The sequence below is a fragment of the Dyadobacter sp. CECT 9275 genome, from assembly GCF_907164905.1.
GTDB lineage: Bacteria > Bacteroidota > Bacteroidia > Cytophagales > Spirosomataceae > Dyadobacter > Dyadobacter helix.
In genome coordinates, this window is the sequence record NZ_CAJRAF010000002.1 from 3,620,001 (window position 1) to 3,639,432 (window position 19,432).

Annotated in this window: 20 protein-coding genes and 2 rRNA genes (1 of these 22 running past the window's edge); 12 read left to right on the forward strand and 10 right to left on the reverse strand. The window is 45.4% G+C overall.

All coding sequences use genetic code 11. The annotated features are described in order from the left end of the window. Nucleotides 1-1,572: ribosomal RNA gene (locus KOE27_RS22725) — 23S ribosomal RNA — on the forward strand; it begins 1,245 nt to the left of the window's first position. Between the two features lie 127 nt (nucleotides 1,573-1,699). Beyond that, nucleotides 1,700-1,811 (forward strand): 5S ribosomal RNA (rrf, locus tag KOE27_RS22730). A gap of 495 nt (nucleotides 1,812-2,306) precedes the next feature. On the opposite strand, the gene KOE27_RS22735 is transcribed toward rrf, so the two are convergent. The 3 genes from KOE27_RS22735 to KOE27_RS22745 all read right to left on the reverse strand — a co-directional run bounded on the left by KOE27_RS22735 (nucleotide 2,307) and on the right by KOE27_RS22745 (nucleotide 6,212). Further along, a complete protein-coding gene (locus KOE27_RS22735) occupies nucleotides 2,307-3,635 on the reverse strand; it encodes a MutS-related protein (protein WP_215241056.1) in 1,329 nt (442 codons plus the stop codon). A 67-nt stretch (nucleotides 3,636-3,702) separates the two neighbouring features. After that, nucleotides 3,703-4,944, reverse strand: coding sequence for a hypothetical protein (locus tag KOE27_RS22740; protein WP_215241057.1), 1,242 nt, complete (start codon nucleotides 4,942-4,944; stop codon nucleotides 3,703-3,705). Next, nucleotides 4,941-6,212 carry a hypothetical protein gene (locus KOE27_RS22745; protein WP_215241058.1) on the reverse strand — a complete coding sequence of 424 codons (1,272 nt, stop codon included), beginning with the start codon at nucleotides 6,210-6,212 and terminating at the stop codon, nucleotides 4,941-4,943. Before KOE27_RS22745 ends, KOE27_RS22740 begins: the two co-directional genes overlap by 4 nt. A gap of 216 nt (nucleotides 6,213-6,428) precedes the next feature. Here KOE27_RS22745 and KOE27_RS22750 point away from each other — a divergent pair, with 216 nt between their 5' ends. The 5 genes from KOE27_RS22750 (at nucleotide 6,429) to KOE27_RS22770 (ending at nucleotide 11,291) form a co-directional block, all read left to right on the forward strand. Beyond that, complete coding sequence (locus KOE27_RS22750; RefSeq protein WP_215241729.1) at nucleotides 6,429-7,568, forward strand: acyl-CoA dehydrogenase; 1,140 nt, start codon at nucleotides 6,429-6,431, stop codon at nucleotides 7,566-7,568. Nucleotides 7,569-7,740: 172 nt separating this feature from the next. Further along, nucleotides 7,741-8,670: a helix-turn-helix domain-containing protein gene (locus KOE27_RS22755; RefSeq protein WP_215241059.1), complete on the forward strand. Its 930-nt coding sequence runs from the start codon at nucleotides 7,741-7,743 to the stop codon at nucleotides 8,668-8,670. Nucleotides 8,671-8,867: 197 nt separating this feature from the next. After that, nucleotides 8,868-10,262 (forward strand): serine hydrolase, encoded by a 1,395-nt coding sequence (locus KOE27_RS22760; RefSeq protein WP_215241060.1) that lies wholly within the window; start codon nucleotides 8,868-8,870, stop codon nucleotides 10,260-10,262. 1 nt (nucleotide 10,263) lies between these two features. Then, complete coding sequence (locus KOE27_RS22765; RefSeq protein WP_215241061.1) at nucleotides 10,264-10,743, forward strand: RNA polymerase sigma factor; 480 nt, start codon at nucleotides 10,264-10,266, stop codon at nucleotides 10,741-10,743. Then, the gene (locus tag KOE27_RS22770; protein ID WP_215241062.1) at nucleotides 10,740-11,291 is read left to right on the forward strand and encodes a hypothetical protein; all 552 of its coding nucleotides are present in this window, start codon (nucleotides 10,740-10,742) and stop codon (nucleotides 11,289-11,291) included. Before KOE27_RS22765 ends, KOE27_RS22770 begins: the two co-directional genes overlap by 4 nt. A gap of 240 nt (nucleotides 11,292-11,531) precedes the next feature. Here the strand turns inward: KOE27_RS22770 and KOE27_RS22775 are convergent, their stop codons facing one another. Next, complete coding sequence (locus KOE27_RS22775) at nucleotides 11,532-11,966, reverse strand: nuclear transport factor 2 family protein (protein WP_215241063.1); 435 nt, start codon at nucleotides 11,964-11,966, stop codon at nucleotides 11,532-11,534. A gap of 204 nt (nucleotides 11,967-12,170) precedes the next feature. Here KOE27_RS22775 and KOE27_RS22780 point away from each other — a divergent pair, with 204 nt between their 5' ends. The 5 genes from KOE27_RS22780 (at nucleotide 12,171) to KOE27_RS22800 (ending at nucleotide 15,628) form a co-directional block, all read left to right on the forward strand. Further along, nucleotides 12,171-12,572: a hypothetical protein gene (locus KOE27_RS22780; RefSeq protein ID WP_229252892.1), complete on the forward strand. Its 402-nt coding sequence runs from the start codon at nucleotides 12,171-12,173 to the stop codon at nucleotides 12,570-12,572. 41 nt (nucleotides 12,573-12,613) lie between these two features. Then, nucleotides 12,614-12,919 carry a hypothetical protein gene (locus KOE27_RS22785; RefSeq protein WP_215241064.1) on the forward strand — a complete coding sequence of 102 codons (306 nt, stop codon included), beginning with the start codon at nucleotides 12,614-12,616 and terminating at the stop codon, nucleotides 12,917-12,919. 14 nt (nucleotides 12,920-12,933) lie between these two features. Then, complete coding sequence (locus KOE27_RS22790) at nucleotides 12,934-13,212, forward strand: nucleotidyltransferase family protein (protein WP_215241065.1); 279 nt, start codon at nucleotides 12,934-12,936, stop codon at nucleotides 13,210-13,212. Continuing rightward, complete coding sequence (locus KOE27_RS22795; RefSeq protein ID WP_215241066.1) at nucleotides 13,199-13,651, forward strand: HepT-like ribonuclease domain-containing protein; 453 nt, start codon at nucleotides 13,199-13,201, stop codon at nucleotides 13,649-13,651. Before KOE27_RS22790 ends, KOE27_RS22795 begins: the two co-directional genes overlap by 14 nt. Nucleotides 13,652-13,888: 237 nt before the next feature. Further along, the gene (locus KOE27_RS22800) at nucleotides 13,889-15,628 is read left to right on the forward strand and encodes an SWIM zinc finger family protein (RefSeq protein ID WP_215241067.1); all 1,740 of its coding nucleotides are present in this window, start codon (nucleotides 13,889-13,891) and stop codon (nucleotides 15,626-15,628) included. Between the two features lie 80 nt (nucleotides 15,629-15,708). Here the strand turns inward: KOE27_RS22800 and nadD are convergent, their stop codons facing one another. From nadD to mreC, 6 genes are all read right to left on the reverse strand, one after another. Next, nucleotides 15,709-16,281, reverse strand: a complete 573-nt coding sequence (gene nadD / locus KOE27_RS22805) for a nicotinate (nicotinamide) nucleotide adenylyltransferase (RefSeq protein WP_215241068.1) — start codon at nucleotides 16,279-16,281, stop codon at nucleotides 15,709-15,711. Between the two features lie 30 nt (nucleotides 16,282-16,311). Next, on the reverse strand, nucleotides 16,312-16,884 hold the full coding sequence (gene gmk, locus KOE27_RS22810) for a guanylate kinase (protein WP_215241069.1): 573 nt from the start codon (nucleotides 16,882-16,884) through the stop codon (nucleotides 16,312-16,314). Nucleotides 16,885-16,894: 10 nt separating this feature from the next. After that, entirely contained in the window at nucleotides 16,895-17,185 is a 291-nt protein-coding gene (locus KOE27_RS22815; RefSeq protein WP_229252894.1) for a phosphohydrolase, read from the reverse strand. 80 nt (nucleotides 17,186-17,265) lie between these two features. Next, entirely contained in the window at nucleotides 17,266-17,865 is a 600-nt protein-coding gene (locus KOE27_RS22820) for a sigma-70 family RNA polymerase sigma factor (protein WP_215241070.1), read from the reverse strand. A 197-nt stretch (nucleotides 17,866-18,062) separates the two neighbouring features. Further along, entirely contained in the window at nucleotides 18,063-18,566 is a 504-nt protein-coding gene (locus KOE27_RS22825) for a hypothetical protein (protein WP_215241071.1), read from the reverse strand. Beyond that, on the reverse strand, nucleotides 18,563-19,402 hold the full coding sequence (mreC, locus tag KOE27_RS22830) for a rod shape-determining protein MreC (protein ID WP_215241072.1): 840 nt from the start codon (nucleotides 19,400-19,402) through the stop codon (nucleotides 18,563-18,565). The genes KOE27_RS22825 and mreC overlap by 4 nt, the downstream gene beginning before the upstream one ends. Nucleotides 19,403-19,432 lie beyond the last annotated feature (30 nt).

The following is a 19,432-nucleotide window of genomic DNA, read 5'->3' on the forward strand; positions in this document are numbered from 1 at the left end:
CTGGGCTGGACTGGTGAGAAAAGCAAATGTAGGCATAAGTAACGATAATGCGGATGAGAAATCCGCACACCGAAAGACTAAGGATTCCTCCGCTATGCTAATCAACGGAGGGTTAGGCGGGGCCTAAGGTACAGCCGACAGGCGACTACCGATGGACAGCAGGTTAATATTCCTGCCCTTGCAATGAGTGTGAAATAGTGACGGAGTGCCGTGGATGGTACGTACTGACGGAATAGTGCGTTGAGCAGAGCCTACGGGCGAAGCGAATCATCGAAGATACTTCCAAGAAAAGCTATTGAAACATCAGCTTATTGCAACCCGTACCGTAAACCGACACAGGTAGTCGAGAAGAATATTCTAAGGTGCTCGAGTGAATCACGGCTAAGGAACTCGGCAAATTAACCCTGTAACTTCGGGAGAAGGGGAGCCTCCTCGCAAGAGAGGCCGCAGAGAAATGGCCCAGGCGACTGTTTAGCAAAAACACAGGGCTCTGCCAAAACGCAAGTTGACGTATAGGGCCTGACACCTGCCCGGTGCTGGAAGGTTAAGAGGGGATGTCATCGCAAGAGAAGCATTGAATCGAAGCCCCAGTAAACGGCGGCCGTAACTATAACGGTCCTAAGGTAGCGAAATTCCTTGTCGGGTAAGTTCCGACCTGCACGAATGGTGTAACGATCTGGGCACTGTCTCGGCCGTGAGCTCGGTGAAATTGTAGTAGCGGTGAAGATGCCGCTTACCCGCCACGGGACGGAAAGACCCCGTGCACCTTTACTATAGCTTTGCATTGTTTTCGGGTCAGGGATGTGTAGGATAGGTGGGAGGCTGTGAGCCGGTGTCGCCAGGCATCGGGGAGCCAACGTTGAAATACCACCCTTCGCTGGCCTGGGATCTAACTGCTCAATGAGCAGGACCGTGCATGGTGGGTAGTTTGACTGGGGTGGTCGCCTCCAAAAGTGTAACGGAGGCTTCCAAAGGTCTGCTCAACACGCTTGGTAACCGTGTGTGGAGTGCAATAGTACAAGCAGGCTTGACTGCGAGATCGACGGATCGAGCAGGTGGGAAACCAGGGTATAGTGATCCGGTGGTTCTGTATGGAAGGGCCATCGCTCAAAGGATAAAAGGTACGCCGGGGATAACAGGCTGATCTCCCCCAAGAGCTCACATCGACGGGGAGGTTTGGCACCTCGATGTCGGCTCGTCACATCCTGGGGCTGGAGAAGGTCCCAAGGGTTCGGCTGTTCGCCGATTAAAGTGGCACGCGAGCTGGGTTCAGAACGTCGTGAGACAGTTCGGTCCCTATCTGTGGTGGGCGTAGGAAGATTGACGGGGGCTGCCTTTAGTACGAGAGGACCGAGGTGGACCCACCGCTGGTGAGCCGGTTGTTACGCCAGTAGCATGGCCGGGTAGCTATGTGGGGAATAGATAAGCGCTGAAAGCATCTAAGTGCGAAACTAGCCCGAAGATGAATCTTCCACATAAGGGTCGTTGTAGACTACGACGTTGATAGGCTGCAGGTATACGTGTAGAAACACATTGAGCTGAGCAGTACTAATTACCCAACAGCTTGCATTATTAATATCATTCTTTATCTCTTCTACTTCCAATATGACATGAAAACTAAGTAAACAGTTTTAAGTAAGCAGTAGTTAATATGATTATTGCGAACTCTGAACTAAATACTTATGACTCAAAAGATCTTGTTGGTGGCTATTGGCCGGGTGTTCACCTCTTCCCATCCCGAACAGAGAAGTTAAGCCCCGAACCGCCGATGATACTTGGGTCAAACCTGGTAAAGTAGGTAGCCGCCACAATACCATAAGAAGAAAAAGCCCGTCTCAAAAGGATGGGCTTTTTTCATTTGAGCCATTGGCCTGGTGTTCACCTCTTCCCAGGCTACGCGCCCCGTCCCGAACAGAGAAGTTAAGCGGGGCTGCCTAAGCCGGGGGCGCCTAGCCAGCGTGGCCCGGCCCCGAACCGCCGATGATACCGGGAGACGCTCTCTTGGGTCAAACCTGGTAAAGTGGGCGGGACGCGTAGTCTAGCCGCCACAATTATTAAAACTTAAAAGCCTCGCAGTAATGTGAGGCTTTTAAGTTTAGCCTCGTATTAGCCTGGTTCGGAGTCGCGACCGACTTGACCTCTTCCCAGGTCGGACAGAGAAGTTAAGCGGGGCCGGGACGCGCAGTCTAGCCGCCACAATTATCAAAAACTAAAAGCCGCTCAGTAATGTGAGGCTCTACGGTACGTGAGTGAATTCCCCACCTAAACTGCGCCGTTTACGGCAGGATCATAGTGTTGCAAAGCTTTCATTCGTTATCGCCAAACAGTAATCCCGCAATCCCGGTTTTTTCCAGTATCATCCTCCCTATTTTTTCACGGGCAATTCCTTCATTAATTTCAAAAGTGTTTCCAAAACCACCTCTCAGAACCTGTGTTTTGAAGCATCTGAGAGACACAGCACTATTTTTGGACATATCCTCCACAAGCTCTAACAAATGCGTTGAAATCATAAAAAAGGATCGCTCCTGACGTGTAAATCCATTCAATACGAGATTAGAGCAATAGTGTCCGTCATCTGCGTTGGTTCCACGAAATAACTCGTCAATAATAACGAAGCATTTTTCTTTGTTGTATAAGGCAGAAGCAATTTCTCTGATGCGCATCATTTCGTTGTAAAAATGGCTATATCCCAGCGCAAGGTCGTCGGTTAACTGAATGGAAGTAAAAAGGCGGTCAAAGTAAGACAGCCGTAATGCTTTGGCCGGAACTGGCCACCCCAAATGAGCCAGGTATACCACCAAACCACATGTTTTGAGAAAAGTGGTCTTACCGCTGGTATTCGCGCCTGTCAGCAAGCATAAGGGCTTGTTACGCTCTGCAAAAAGGTCATTGGCAATTGCATTTTCAATGAGTGGCTGCCACAAACCTTCTGCCGAAAAATAAGATGGTTGTTCTACAAATTCGGGAAAGACAAGATCGTTGGACCGTGCGGTCTTAACGATCGCCAGATAGGCATCCAACCGATAATATATATCCAGGATTTGCCGGAAGCTTTCCCGTTGTGAAATCCTGAGATAATAATCCAGGTAAAAGATTCTGCTTTTTGATAGCTTATGAGGCCTAAGGCCAAAAAGTGCTTTGACTGTGGACCTCTGGAAAAAATTCCTTAGAAACTGGAAATCACTTTGGAGCCCGGACGGAATTTCTTCCATTACAAAATGATCAGTCATTTCTTTCAGTGCCTGAATAAACCTGATGCTTGCCGACAATCCACTCTGGACAAGATAAAACTCCGTTGAATTGCGCCAGGAAAATATCAGGCTGTCGAACCAATGCTGGAAAACGTCCTGCGACATGGTGTAGCCAATAGAGGAATTAAAATAGGTTTCTGCCGCAGAAATATAAGATCGGGAAAGGTTGGTTTCCCATTTGGTACTATCCCGAGCCATGTACTTTAATACCTGCTGAAAGGAAAGAATTTCGTACAGCGAGGTTTTAGGCGAAATGATGAGTTTTTTTAATATATCCCGCCCACCCTGAGAATGTGTGCAGTCGAAAAAATCAAGAGCACTTAGGCGGTTGTGATCAGGTAAAATATGAAGCTCGAGTAGCGTATGCGAAGCCAGGGGGTCCATATTCCGGAGATAAGTTCACTCCAAAAATAGAAAGCAGGAAATAAGGACCCCGTTAAATAAAGTTAAATTACAGCCGGGAAGCTTTTGGGAAAGCGAGCCAGATAAAATAACCGGTCAGCAAAACAATCGTGCTTTGCATGATGTAATCAATAAAAAGTTCTGCTGATGACACGATATCATTCAGAGAGAGATAACAGGGCATTCCCAGGCGCCACCAGTAAGACGGATGCACAACGCAAAGGATGTTAAATAGCAGGATTAAAAAGACCTGTTTCCTGCTGTTCCAGTCAATGATGAAGAACACGAGGGGGATAAGAAACAGGAAAATGTAGTTGCTGTAAGCGCTTTGTTGAACAATCATCATGGTAGCGTATAAAACCACCCATACACGGGATAACATTATACGGAAGTCACTTTTTCTTAAGCGCCATGCGGTCAGCAGTCCTAAACCAACGGAGCTCAGCAAGCCGATCCAGTTCCAGAATTTCTGACCAACCCCAATATTATTATTAAACACCGGATTAAGAATGGCCGGAATATTAGGTGCACGTAAGGTCTGCGCCTCATCCATTGGCTGCGTAAATTCCCATCCTACCAGCGGATATAAAATAGCGAGGGTAACAATACCCACAGCGAGCATCGGGACCAGCAATTGTATTTTTTCCTTTTCAAGAATGAATAACGGAACCAGGATCAGCACGAAGATTGCCTTGGTGAGTAACAGGCCAAATGCAAGTACCAGGGCATATAATACCACTTTGAGCGTACGTTCGCGGACCAGGTAGGCCAGGATCACGAAGAGCCACATCCAGACATCCTCCTGAGCACCGATGATACACAAAATAAGGGAGCCGGGAAGTACCAGATAGATCAGCGATTTGAACAAAAACTGTCCGCGGGTTTGAAACGGACGAAAGAAATGCCAGGATGCCAGAAGTGCTATGCCATCCATAACGGCCATAACCAGGACGATCATTTTGGGATGATACCAAAGCTTTAGCCAGATTCCGATGAAATAGGCATAAAGCGGAGAGTATGGAGACCAGAAATCGCGGTATACGATTTGCCCCATGGAGGCCTTGCTGGCCTCGTCCCAGAAACCGTTAACGTCCGATGTCGTTTCAAAATTGGCAAGCAGGTATATCGCAACAAAAGGCAGCAGTCGGAAACAGATCCATCCGAGCGTGAGTATCCCAGCCGGGCTCTTCTGGTTTAGCCAGGCAGACAGCTGCTTTTTTCTGAGCAGAAACAGCAGAACGAGTATTGTGCAGGCCAGGCTGATGGCGATCTTCCCGTAAACAATACTCATAAAACAGCGGTATTTTGATGCAAGACCACTTTGAGATATACCTGCCTCAGGATCCAGAAGAAACAGGACAGATTTAGCAGTTGCAACGTGTATTCAACAAGGTAGGAAGTATTGCTAAACATGCTGAAAGAGGTATAGGCAGGCTGACCCAGATAGACCCAGACAAAGGGCTGACCCACCGTGAGCCAGTTTAATGCGATGAGAACTGCCACATGAAACGATTTACGTACATCAATGATCTCAAACAGTGCGGCCATCAGGTAAACAATCACATAGGCGCCCATCGCACTGGCCTGGAAGATCATCATACAGACAAAACAGCTGATAAAAATGGCCGGAAGTATTTCACTAATATGCCGTTTCCGTCCCTTATAGGCAAGATAAACCGGAACCAAAATGGTAAACAAAAGCCCGATCCAGTTGATAAGGGTAGATTTTTTTTCATTAACATGAAAGAATAACTCGACAAACGGGCGGCCGACAGAGAATAAATTGGGGGTCATTAACTGTTCCGTATGTTGAATGGGCATCAGGAAAAGGTCTCCTATTTTCCAGTACAAAAACCCGATCGCAGGTAATCCAATGGAGGCCATTACGAGCAAAAGTCTTACCGGGCGCTTTACAAGAACTAGAAGGGCAGGAAGCAGCAATATAAACGTTACCTTAATAGTCAGTAAGGCAATGGCATAAATAATGGCTATACCTACCTCATAATTCGTTTTTTGTTTGATGGTATATCGCCAGATCAGCAATACCGCACCCCAGAACCAGACTTCTTCCTGGCCGTCAACCAGAATATACATGAATGCAGCAGGCAGCATGAGGTATATGAGGGCATACTGAAGGGCACGATCGCTTCTTGCCTTAAAGGTTTGATAGGTAAGCCACAAAATACCGCTTTCCATCAGCACCATGAACAGAACAATCGCCCGTGAATTATGCCATATCCACACAGGCAAGCTAATGATGTAGGCATACAAGGGAGCGTGATAAGACCAAAAGTCGCGGTACACCATACCACCTCTCAGCGCTGCTTCTGCCTTATAATAAAAGAAGGGAATATCTCCACGGGGCTCTTCACTGGTAAGAACAAAGATGGCAATCCATGGGATCAGGCGCAAGATTACAAAACCAAGCAAGAAAACACGTTTTTCATTTTCCTGCTGCCATTTTTTAAAAAGATCGGTGTGGTTGATCACCAGGAAAATCCCTATTGTCAACCCCAAATTAATGATAAGTTTTATGTAAAATACCGTTAATACGTTCATATTGAGTTATATATACTTTTCATAAGCACAAACATGGTGCACAGGCTAATATAGGCGCAAACTTAAGACAACTTTCCTTCATATCGGATACCACAGGCAAAGATTTGAACATTTTGACAATAGTATGTTTGCATACTAATTGTTTAATTTTTATTTTGGCTTTGATATTTCATAAAACTTCAGCTAGTTATGCCGTTTGATTCAGCAATTATCGGGATGGATTTTACCTTAAGTGAGGAGCATCGCGCAGTGAAGGAAGCTGCCCGAGACTTTGCCCGTACGGAGCTTTTACCGGGGGTAATCGAGAGAGATACCGTACAAAAATTTGATCCCGTACTGATAAAAAAAATGGGAGAGATGGGTTTTATGGGGATGATGGTGAGCCCGGAATACGGCGGCGGCGGGATGGACACCCTGTCTTATGTGATTGCAATGGAGGAAATTTCCAGTGTTGATGCTTCTGCTGGTGTGATCATGTCCGTCAATAATTCACTGGTATGCTGGGGCCTGGAATATTTCGGAACAGCATTTCAAAAGCAGAACTACCTTACGGATCTGGCAACAGGTAAGAAGATCGGTGCCTTTTGCCTGTCCGAACCGGAAGCAGGCTCTGATGCCACTTCACAGCATACCTCGGCATTGGAAATGAAGGACCATTATCTGCTCAATGGGACCAAAAACTGGATCACCAATGGAAGTTCGTCCGGAATATGTCTTGTAATAGCCCAGACACATCCCGAAAAACAGCATAGAGGAATTAATGTTTTTATCGTGGAAAAAGGTTGGGAGGGGTTTGTGGTGGGTAAAAAGGAAGATAAAATGGGGATCCGTGCATCAGATACCCATACCCTGATGTTTACGGATGTGAAAGTGCCAAAGGAAAACAGGATTGGAGAGGATGGTTTCGGCTTCAAATTTGCCATGGGTACCTTAAACGGTGGAAGAATTGGTATTGCAGCACAAGCGCTTGGTATTGCGGCCGGAGCTTTCGAGCGCTCCTTGCATTACGCCAGAGAAAGAAAAACTTTTGGAAAACCCATCAGCGAACACCAGGCCATCCAGTTTAAATTGTCGGATATGGCCACACGGATCGAAGCGGCCCGGCTGCTGGTTTATAAAGCGGCCCGCCTGAAAGACCAAGGGAAGGATTATGTGAAAGCGGCAGCAATGGCCAAATTATATGCGTCCGATGTAGCCATGTGGGTTACTACCGAAGCGGTTCAGATTCACGGGGGTTACGGATATGTGAAAGAATATCATGTGGAACGCATGATGCGGGATGCCAAAATTACCCAGATTTACGAGGGTACCTCTGAAATCCAAAAACTTGTAATCGCCCGGGAACTTCTAAAATAATATCATTTAGAGTATGATATGCATTTTATTCTTAATCTAGGATTAAATTCATAGCAAAATATCACTTTTTTTCATTTTTTTGTCTTTATTCACTTGTATTAGTTTTGTACAATTTATTAGATTTGTACAAAAATTGAACATCTGGCTTTTTGGCCGTTAAATATATACAGGTATGGAAGACTATAATAAGATTATTGAATCGCTGGGGGTGAAATTTGTAAAAGCTCGCCACATCAGGATTTTGCAACCCATTACAATTAAAAATTTCTACGACGTACAGAATTCCCTTACCATTCTTTATGATGGAGAGGTATCTTTTGGAGGGGAGGAACCCCAGAAAGTGGAAGAGGGAGATATGCTTTTTATTCCTGGAGGAAAGCATGCAACCGTAACCTATGGGAATATCCAAAGTGCGAAGCCGGTTTCAAATGAGGAATTTATGACCAACCGTGACAATTATATTGAAGCGGGTCATGATCCTGTATTAATCGGAAAATTGCCTAATTCTTTTGGTTTGATATCCTTTGAAGCAAAAGTGTTTGATACCGTTAACTTCTTTACTTCACTTGACGTTCCACCGTTTCTGATCAAAAGGGATGATCAGATAGCTGCTACTATCAACCAGATCCTGACAGAAGATATGCTGGATACACCGGGTAAGGGGCGTATCATCAAAATCAAAACGGAAGAAGTTGTTATTGAGATCATCCGTTATATACTTAAAAACAAGCTGTTTGTTGAACAATTGGTTACAAACAGTACTTATTTCAAAGATCCCCGCCTGATCGATATCTTCGCGTACATCAAGGACAACCTGGGAGGAGATCTTTCCAATAAAGTGCTGGCCAACGTTGCCAACGTATCGGAAGATTACGTAGGGCAGTACTTCAAAATGCTAACCGGTATCAACCCGCAGGACTACATCGAGTACCAGCGTATGGAAAAAGCGGTAGACCTGCTGAGGACTTCTAAAAAGAGCATTCGTGCGATTGGTTCGGATGTGGGTTACAAGGATACTGCATACTTCTGCCGTCGTTTCAAAATGATGTTTGGTATTCCGGCGGGCAAAATGCGCCGCCGTGAGTCACTGATGAACGTCTAGAAAATCGAAAGTAATAAAACCAAAAGCCTGTAATCCAGATGTTTACAGGCTTTTGGTTTTAAGAACATATTCGTTTGGGTAGGATAAATGGTTAGCCCGGCCAGGTAAGAATTATATTCAGGAAGTAAAAATTTTGTAATCCCGTGTCATCTTTTTCAATAAAACGCAACTAATAGTGCGATTTAACAGAAAAAAAGATGAACAGACCACAAATTTTTGTACTCGTTTTTATTTGCTTAACAGGCTATCTAACAAAATCCGTAGCCCAGATTCGAAAAGAACAGACCGAGTTGATTGACCGCTATTTGAGCGTACAGCAGCAATCAATTGGCTTTAACGGTACCGTTATGATTGCCGGGAATGATAGTATCGTCTATCGACGCTCCATAGGAAAAGCGTCTTTGGAGCTCGACGTCCGGTTTTCCCCGGATCCCGTTTTTCGGATAGCATCAATCACCAAACAGTTTACGGCCATGTTGGTGGTATTGGCCGCCGAAGAGGGCAAGTTAGCGCTTGGTGATCAACTCAGGAAATATTACCCCCAACTTGGCCAATCAGACTGGGGTAACATAACTGTCAGACAATTACTTATTCACACCTCAGGCCTCCCGCACAATGAAGGGATAGCGGATTACTGGCAGAAAATTTCGTTTCTTCCACTCTCGGACCAGCAGGCCACAGACGAGGTATTCAAACTGAAACTCTTGTCTGTTCCAGGGGCCAAAACGCAATATTCCAGTCCGGGATACTTTATTCTGGCAAGTATTCTGGAAAAAATTTACCATCAAAGCTACGGCGACATCCTGAGAGAGAAGATTACCGCTCCATTGCGTATGGATCACACGGGAGTATGTACTGCAACGGCCATCATCAATGGAATGGTTTCCCCCTATCATCAATTGGCAGATCGACTGATCACGGCACCACATCGGGACTACGCCTTAATGAAAGGATCTGGCAACCTGTATTCAACCGCAAGCGATCTATTAAAATGGAACATGGCCCTGAATGGCAGCGGGCATTTCAACAAAACGGTCACAGATCAGATTTTCGCTATTCAAAATGCACAACAGGTTAACGGACGTAACGAATCCTATGGCTATGGCTGGTTTCTCCGGAGATCTTCCAGCCGGGAAAGGGATTTTAATTTTACTGGTGGAGGCACTTATGGATGTTCTGCTATTTCGGGATACTATCCCAATGCAAATATATCGGTAGTCATCCTGAGCAATGTTTCGACGTTGCCTGTCGGAGAAATGCAGTCTGGCATTGAAAGCATTGTTTTTGGAGACAGGTTTGATATACCCGTTGTACGTAACGCTGTAAAACTGGAGCCATTGCAGCTATACAAACTCCAAGGAACCTATACAGCCGACAATGGGCACCAGCTGGCAATTTTTTTAAGAGGAGATCAGCTCTATGCTAAAATGGGCCAAAATCCATTTTTCGAGTTGTACGCATCGGATAGCACAGTTTTCTTTGGGAAGAAGGTGCCCGTGCAGGTTGAATTTGAAAAAGATTCAAATGACACCATTAAAGGCCTCACAGCCAGTTTCAAAGGACAATTAGTTCATTTTGTCAAAAACAAATAGCATGGAAAAACAGTTTTTGGAAATGATCGCCATGCATAGAGGTACCATTCACAAGGTGTCAAGGCTTTACCGGGACAGCCCAGAGGACCGCGAGGATCTTTTTCAAGAGATCATTTTACAGTTGTGGCAAGCGTTTCCAAAATTTGAGGGCAAGTCCAGGGTAAGTACCTGGATATATCGAATCGCCCTTAACACCGCGATGGCCTGCTACCGAAAAAAGAGTATAATGTTATCATTTACCGAGCGGCTGCCAGATAAAGAAGCCAGCAACATTGATGGCGAAAACCGGGAAAGAGAGGAGCAGCTGTTTATGATACTAAAAAAGCTAAATGAAGCGGACAGAGCTTTACTAGCATTGTATTTCGAAGAGTTCGACTACAGCGAGATGGCAGAAATTACGGGACTGAGCGAAAACCACATTGCCGTAAAGATGGGAAGAATTAGATCCAGGTTAAAAAAAATCTTAAATCCAGCAAAATGAATATCGATCAACTTAAAAACGATTGGAAAGACTTTCAGCCAGACCATACCGGCATAGAAGAGCCGTCAATGTTAAAAAAGGGAAAAAGCATTAGCCAGTTAAATGCTATCAGGCTGCGGCTTGCAATAGAAATGGTATCGTCGGTATTGTTTCTGGCAGTTTACTATACGATGTTTGATGGGGAAAAAAAGCCTATGTATGCGAACTTATTGCTTGTCGGGTCATTTCTAATGGTCATCATTCATGGTATGACCGGCTACGTGGCGGCAAAAAACATCATATCCGGAGAAAATATCTTGCAGTCAATGACGAGCTATCATAAAAAGCTTAAAGGATACGCCAAGGTTTCCTTGCTTGCACGGACGGCCTCATTGATTTGCCTGTTAATCTTCTTTGGTTGTACCGTAGAGCTCAATGCTGAGAAAAGCTGGATCTTTGCTGCCCTCCTTCTGCTCGTCGCCTTTCAGGCATTTATAAATTACAAACTGTGGGCCGAGAGGATCAAAAAAATAGGTGATTGCATTGAAAATTGGCAGTCGGTAACATAAGCAAAAGGCAACCTACCAACGAAGTTGATGGAATGTGCCCTAAGGCATGTAGGGTACACCAGTATATTCAAAGCAATGCTCTCCGCAAAAAAACTATGAGATGCCGGCCCGGGCAACAGCGCTGAGATGCCAGCTCCTCTTCCGGACCGGCCCCTTGAGCGGCAAACACCTTATTTTTCAAGGGAAAGAGGTTTTTTTGAAATAAGTGCGTAACTGTTCTTAGCCACCCGAACCACGTAATTATTTAATGGGCGTGAGCTGTACCGCAGCAACCTTCCAGTTCCCGCCGGATTTCGTACAAACGGTCATAAAAACAACTTCTCCCCCAAAACTGTTATTGGATATGGTAGCCTTCACAGTCCACGATCCGCTGATCACGCCTACATCACCGTAGGAACGCGTTCTGACTCCAGACAGTATGCCGGTCTGCACATTGACATACCCTTCAGATATGGCGTCTATCAGCATATCCCGGTCAACCATCTGCCCATCCATGCCCACCACTGAGAAATCGTCAGATAATAAACTTTTCAGGGTATTACTGTCCTCATCCAGCAAAGCCTTAAAAAAGATAGCCGAACAGTCGGTTGCATCGGCCGGTTGTCTGTAGGTGGTTTGGGCAAAGTTCAGCAGGGAGGAGCAGGATAATAAAAGGGAAAGGGCAAATTTTTTCATTTCGGTTCTACAGGTTAATGATGAATTCTTACGAAAGCTGTAAAAAACGGGAATACAGTCCAAATTTCTGCTATAAATTTTTTCGATAAGTATAACCTGCCGTGCGGTCATCAGCTCACCGTAATCATTGTTGCAGGAAAAACACTTGCATCCGATCCGTTTCTGTGGCTACATTCGCCAATATTATTAAAACCAACCAAGGCAATGGAGTTTTTCGCAAAGCGGGCCAGACTGTATTTTATATGCTATATGGGCATCATTCTTACCAATTGTTCACCGGCTCCGGACAAGCTTGGTAACCTGGACCTCAAAAAATGGCGGGCAGACCGCGCCGCCTGTAAGAATGAGCGCAAGGCATTGGCAGCCGCGTTCAAATCCGAGGAAAGTAAATTATTAGGGAAGTTCAGTGACGAGATCGGGAAGCTTCTGGGAAGGCCGGATATCAACCAGCTTGGTGACAGGAATACCAAATACTATGTTTATTTTCTGGAAAAGGGCCCCCAATGTGAGGATATGACCAAAAAATCGGAAGCAAGGAAAGTGGTGCTGAAATTTAACGCCGTCGGGCTGCTTTCGGAGATTACCTATCAGGATCGAGCGTTGTAGGTTTTGCTCTGGATGAGCTGATGCAAATATCCGGGAGAAAAATGACCAACCAATGTCTTCAATCCTGTACAGAGCGAAATTCTGATAATCCAGTATTAGCCAAAAACCATGACTACCGCGCCAACCCGCATCCGGCCCATGATGCGTATACGGGAGCCATGCGCCTGCGCTACGTACACGGTCTCACAGGTTACAAGGCACAGGGCGGCGATTGGAACCACGTGATCCTGCATCCCTGGTTTCACGAAAACGATTACCGGTATGCGCGCACGGGAAACGAGCTGGGAACAAGGAAGCGACTGGTGGCGGAAGTGAAAACCGATGCTTCCGAAAATTTGTATATTTGAGAAAATGACTTGCTATGACGATTCTTGAACTAGAAGCCATATTGCGTAAGGAGAAAATTTTCGAGGAATTTGGCCTTAATCGCCTGGCCATCTTTGGCTCATTTGCCCGTGGAGAGGATTACCATGACATTGACATTTTGCTCGAACAAGACATGCATTACAAAGTACGTGACCAATTGAAGGCAAAGTTGCAAACAATACTAAAAACAAAGGTCGACGTCGTTCCTGAGAAATTCGCAGACCCCATTATTGTGTACCGCGCACGGAAAGATTTGAAGTATGTTACAAAGTGAAGATCGGAATCTGCTATCATTATTGGTGATGCTCGAATCTGTCTCGAAAATCGAGATATATGGGAGTGGATTTGATAATGCAGTTGATTTTTTCCAGCACGATGACCAGGCTAAATTCAATGCCAGTTTATTGCTGTTGCTTAACATCGGTGAGCAAATTGGCAAACTTTCAGATGAAATAAGACTCAGAAATGCGTCTTTCCCATTTAACGAAATACGCGGTCTTAGAAATCGTATTGCCCACGACTACACTGGAATTGACTATGAGATGGTGTTTGATATTGTCAAAAAGGACATTCTTGACATAAAGCCATTGCTTACCTCTTTGATACATGATGAGTTACTTATTGGCAAGTTTAATATTGAAGAAATACGTGCGGCAGCTCAAAGTCCATTTTACAAACACATAGACTTCAATAAACTATTACCAAAAGAATAAACACCACCATGCAAACCCACCTCAAAGGCTTCGGCCTGGAAAATTTCAGCGTTTTTAAAGATTACACTTGGTTCGACTTTGCTCCCATCACCATTCTGACCGGGCCTAATAACTCGGATAAGAGTTCTACTATTATTGCAAATGGCAGTTGCGGCCGTAAATTTCGCCTTAATGCAAACTTACCCAAGTAGTCTCGAGTTATCAAAATTCGGCATTTAGGCGCAAATCAACCACCCCATGAACCTCCAAAACTTCAACCAACAAATCGACCCCTCCATCCTTAAACGCGGGAAGGCGTATTCGGATGACGGGCTGGTTGTGAGCATTGAGGAAGAGGAAGACGGGTTGTGGCGTGCTGAGGTGGAGGGCTCCGGGGTTTACGCGGTGGAGGTGGAAATTTCCGGCATTGGGGATATTGAGCGCTATTCGTGCGACTGTCCGCATGATGCGGATATATGCAAACACATTGTGGCGGTGTTTTATGAACTGAAAGATCTGGTGGAACCGGTTAAAATAAAGCCGGTAAAATCGAAGTCTGTTTCTTTCGCTGAGTTGTTGAAAAGGGTGAGTGTTTCGGAGTTGCGTACGTTCGTGGAACTGGTCGCTAAAAATGATAAGCATTTTAAAAACCGGTTTGAGCTTCATTTTGCGCACAAGGATGAGCAGGGAGATGTCGAAAAGAAATATACGGATCTGGTTAAGAAGCTGATCCGGTCCTGCATGAGCCATGGATATGTCGATTACTACTCCGCCCGTGATTTGTCGAATAAAATAGATGGTGTTCTTGCCAAAGCACAGGAAACGATGGATGCCGGGAATTTTAAGAATGCCGTCCTGATTTGCGGCGTGGTTCTGAAACAGCTGATCGTCGATGTCATACCCAGCGCAGATGATTCCAATGGCGATATCGGAGACAGTATTTTCACAGCCACATCCTTGCTGCAGCAGATCGCAGAAGACGAATCTTGCCCAACGGATGTAAAGGAAAGCTTGCACGATTTCCTGGGGAAAGAGCTCGCAAACGACACGTATTTCGATTACGGAGATTTCGGAGATCATTTGTTTGAAACGTTCCGCTATCTATCCGTACAACTGAACCGCTCCGAGACATTTCTTTCATTTGCCCAAAAACTGCCTGCAACGGGATCAGACTCATGGGAAGTCGACTATCGTACCGAATATTTTATCGAACAAACCATCCTTTTTTTTCAGGAAACCGGAAACACCACAGAAGCCGGGAAGCTTATCAGGCAGCATGTAGATATCGTCGAGGTCAGGCAGGCATTGGTGGAAGAGGAAATCGGGAAAAGAGACTACATGGAGGCAAAAAGGCTGGTTTATGAGGGGATCACTGTCGCAGAAAGAAGAAAACACCCCGGTACGGTTTCCGCTTGGCAAAAGATACTCCTTCGCATAGCTGTTCTGGAGGGCGACGTTGTTACGGAACGGCATTTCAACCTCCAGTTTGCTTTTGATGGTAGCTTTAATCCGGCGTATTATCAAGCCTGGATGGATACATTTCCGGAAGCAGAACGGGATACGGAGCTGCGCCGTCTTGTTCAGAAAATCACGGATGAAGTGGAGCAGGAAGCCGAAAAGCATCTGAATAACCAATGGTGGTCTAAAAACAATACTTTGCTTAGGCGGCTCGCACCGATATATGTACAGGAAAAACTTTGGGATAAGCTTTATGAGGTAGTAGAAGCGTATCCCAGTCTGGAGGTACTGCTCGCATACATGAACTATTTGGCCAAAGATTATCCAACTCAGCTAATCGATCTGCTTGTTCCCGCGCTCGTGCTTGCCGGCGACCGGGCCGACTCGCGTTCGGGTTATGCACAGATAGCTTCCAACATGAAGGATATCATGAAGTTGATGCCGGCGAGTAAAGCTAAAATTCTGGAAGCTGCGCAAATTTTAAGAGTAAAATACCCACGAAGACCTGCGATGCTGGATGAATTGAAAGTGATCAGATGAGATTCGCAGCCGTGGCGAATTGCGGGATGCCATTCACCTGTTCTCTGAAAATTGAAATTGACAAAACCCTGTTTGCCCATTCAAACATAGAACTTCCTGAGCCGGATCATTTGCTCTACAGCTTGCGGGACCATATACCGGATAGATCTCCCGTTTTTGATGCAGTTTCGTAAAAACGTGGCAGAAATGTCAAGCAGGGGGGCTTCCACAAATCGTACCGCTGGATGCTGTTTGAAAAGGTGCGGCCGGGAGTTCGGGCGAGGGTATACGTATAGACCTACGTACTCAAGAATTTTGTCGTGATTTTTCCAGTTTGGAAACTGTTCCAGATTGTCTTCTCCCATGATGAGCTTAAACTCATGCTGAGGAAATTTCTCCTGTATTCTTACCAGGGTATCAATGGTATAACTGGGCTTGGGCATGTGGAACTCCACATCCGTGACTTTTAATGCCGAATTGTCAGCAATGGCCCGTTCAACAAGATCGAAGCGATCAAATTCGTGGAGGAGCCCGCTATTTTTCTTGAAGGGATTTTGCGGGCTGACAACAAACCAAACCTGCTCAAGGTCGGTGGTTGTGGCCATGGTATTGGCTATAATCAGATGTCCCGTATGAATGGGATTAAAAGAACCGAAAAACAGCCCGATTTTCATAATGCACAGATTTAGGGGAAGAGTACCGGTTTAATCCGCGGAGATATAATCCAGGACCATCTGCTCGGCTTCCTTAAGGGCCATCTCAAGGTTATCATTCACCAGCACCCGGTCGAATTTATTTTCGAAGCTCAGTTCATAACGCACTTTTCCAAGGCGTGTTTCCAGTGATTTTTCGGTTTCGGTACCACGCCCGCTGAGCCTGCGAATGATCTCTTCCTCCGACGATACCTTCACAAAAACAGCCAGAGCTCTGTCGCGGTAGGTTTCTTTTAATTTAAGGCCGCCTTTTACATCCACATCAAATAAAACATGCTTTCCCTGTTCCCAGAGCCGTTCAATTTCAGCTTTGAAGGTACCGTAGTAATTTCCGGCATAAACTTCCTCCCATTCCGCAAATTCATTAAGCGAGATACGCTCCCTGAATTCTTTCTTGGGAATAAAGTAGTAATCCTTCCCGTCCACCTCGTGTTCCCGCCTTTCGCGGGTGGCGGCAGAAACAGAAAATGCCAGCAGATCAGGAAATTTATTTAACAAATGACGGACAACCGTCGTCTTTCCGGAACCGGAAGGAGCAGAAAAAATGATAAGCTTACCTTTCACGCTAACAGACTTAACTGTTTATTTTAGAAATGATCGTGTTAAGAATACTTTGGGGGCAGGGCTTTTTCTCCAGTTTGAAATTAAGAGAATCCTTGATACATTTTTCGAGCCTATAGGATTCGATACAAGGGATGCATTTGTCCATGTTATCCCTGAAATGGTCTTTTTCTTCCTCTGTCGCCTCGCCGTCCAGAATGGCCTGAATAATTTTCATACATTCGGCATGGTGCTCACAACTATGCTTCATGTGTGGGGGCTGCGCTTCGTCTGTCACCGAAGGCGTATTCAATGAGTCATTCATCACAATATGATAATAAGATAATGGTATATATGCACGCTTGTACCCTATAACCGAATTGATTACAGAAAAAGTTTCACAACTTATGAATCATATCCCATAGAACTGGCATAACTTCTGAGTTTTTCTTTCAAAAGGTTACGCGCACGGTGTAGTCTTGAGCGGACTGTGCCAATGGGGATGTCCAGGATCTTTGCCATTTCTTCATAGGTGAAGCCCTCAATATCACAAAGAATAATAACCGTTCTGAAATCAACAGGCAGTGCATTGAGCGCATTGGCCACTTCATCGCCGATCAGCTCCTGTACGGCGTCGGCCCGCAGGTCGACGGTATAGGTGGTGTCTGACGCTTCTTCTGAGTTGTATGTGGTCTCAACTTCCTGATAATCTACTTTGGACGGCTCCTTACTTTTTTTGCGATAATCGTTAATAAAGCTGTTTTTTAATATTCTAAACAGCCAGGCTTTCGCATTGGTACCCTGTTCGAAAGAAGAAATAAAGCGAAAGGCCTTTAAGTAGGTATCCTGCACCAGGTCATTGGCGTCGTCTTCGTCCATTGTAAGACGGAAGGCGAAGTTATACATGGAGTCAATATGGGGCATGAACTCACGGTTGAAAACTTCGTAGCGAAGGTCGTCCGTATATTCATTGTTCGCGAGCGTTTCTGACATGGCAACTATCATAGGAATGCTGAATTTACAAAGATTAACAACAGCTCCAAATGGTACAAACTAAAATTTGATAAATGGCTGATGAAGCTGTATAAACGCCATCTTTTTCACGACAGGTAAATCCGCTGGTACGTATAAGCCTGAATCGTTAATCAATGTAGATACATCAAATTTCGAGCCAGGGGTAATGGTTCCGACAAATTGGCAGATTACCTTCTTGAAAAAAGTTCCAGGATAATGATAAAGACAAGTGTAAAGATGGCACTGGCAATAATTCTGACGAGGGAGTAAAGAATCATTCCCATATTGTTGATTTCGGCCAGGAACAACACGGCATGATGTATCAGGATGAGCGGGAACATGTAACCAAGAAAGGAAATAAAGCCCTGTGAGCGCATGCCGATATCTATCCTGTCCATTCCTTTTGACTCCATCTGATACCGGATCACAAACGGGCGCAGGTAGGCTATCAGAACCGATGCGGCGGCATGCATGCCAAAGGTATTGGAGAATACGTCGACCACAAAACCAACTCCGAATGCGATCAGCAACAGATACATCCGGTCCGTTTCCACGGGGAGAAGTAAAATGGCCGCGATATACACGAAGCAAAAGCCGTAGTTAAACAATACCATGTTCCGCATGAAAAAGATCTGCAGCAACAGGTATAGCAAAACCATCAAAGTGGATTGTATCGCTTCGCGTAAACTCATTTAGTAGTTTCTGTTCTTTGTTTAAGTTGTTCCTGCTCCCCAAGCTGTTGATTTTTGACTACATATACATAGGAAAGATTCCGAAAGTCAGTAGCCAGCTGCAGGACGATGTTGTAAAAAGTCTGATTAGGGTTTACTTCTACGCTTTCGACTTTTCCTACCATGATGCCCGGCGGGAAAACGGAGTTCTGGTTAGAGGTCACGGCAGAATCGCCTTTGTAAACCTTGGTATATTTTGACACGTCAACCAGGTCAATCAGGTCGGGATCTTTGCCGGGCCATTTGGCATACCCTATCTCGTTACTTCTGACGAGCTTGGTTGAAACCATAAACTGGGAATGCAGTATGGAAGTGATGATGGAATAGTTTTCCGAACAGAAACGTACCTTACCCACCACACCTGTGGCCGAAATCACACCCATACCCGGCGCGATGCCGTGGGCGGTACCTTTATCAATGGTGATTACATTGTTGGGTTTATTGGTCTCGTTGTCAACCACCTTGGCAACGGTATAGGAAAATCTCTCAGCAAAGGCAGAGTCGGGTACATAACCGGCAGGAGCATCCAGCGGTTTTGCCTGGCTCAGCGTAGCCACCAGCGCGTGAAGGTGCGCATTTTCACTGGCCAGGTCGGCATTGATATCGTCCAGGTGGGTATACTCGCTCACCGAGTTGGAGAGTGCGAGCGTTTTGGCTACGTAATAATTGGAGGTATTAAAATACGTCGCTCCCCAATAGGTATTATTGCGCACAACCATCCAGATACTGAGTGTTTCCAGCAGCACGAATACCAGGAAAAATCGATTCCGTACAATGAAATCTACTAATTGGAGCATGGGCTATCCTATTCCTTCGCAGAATGTCAC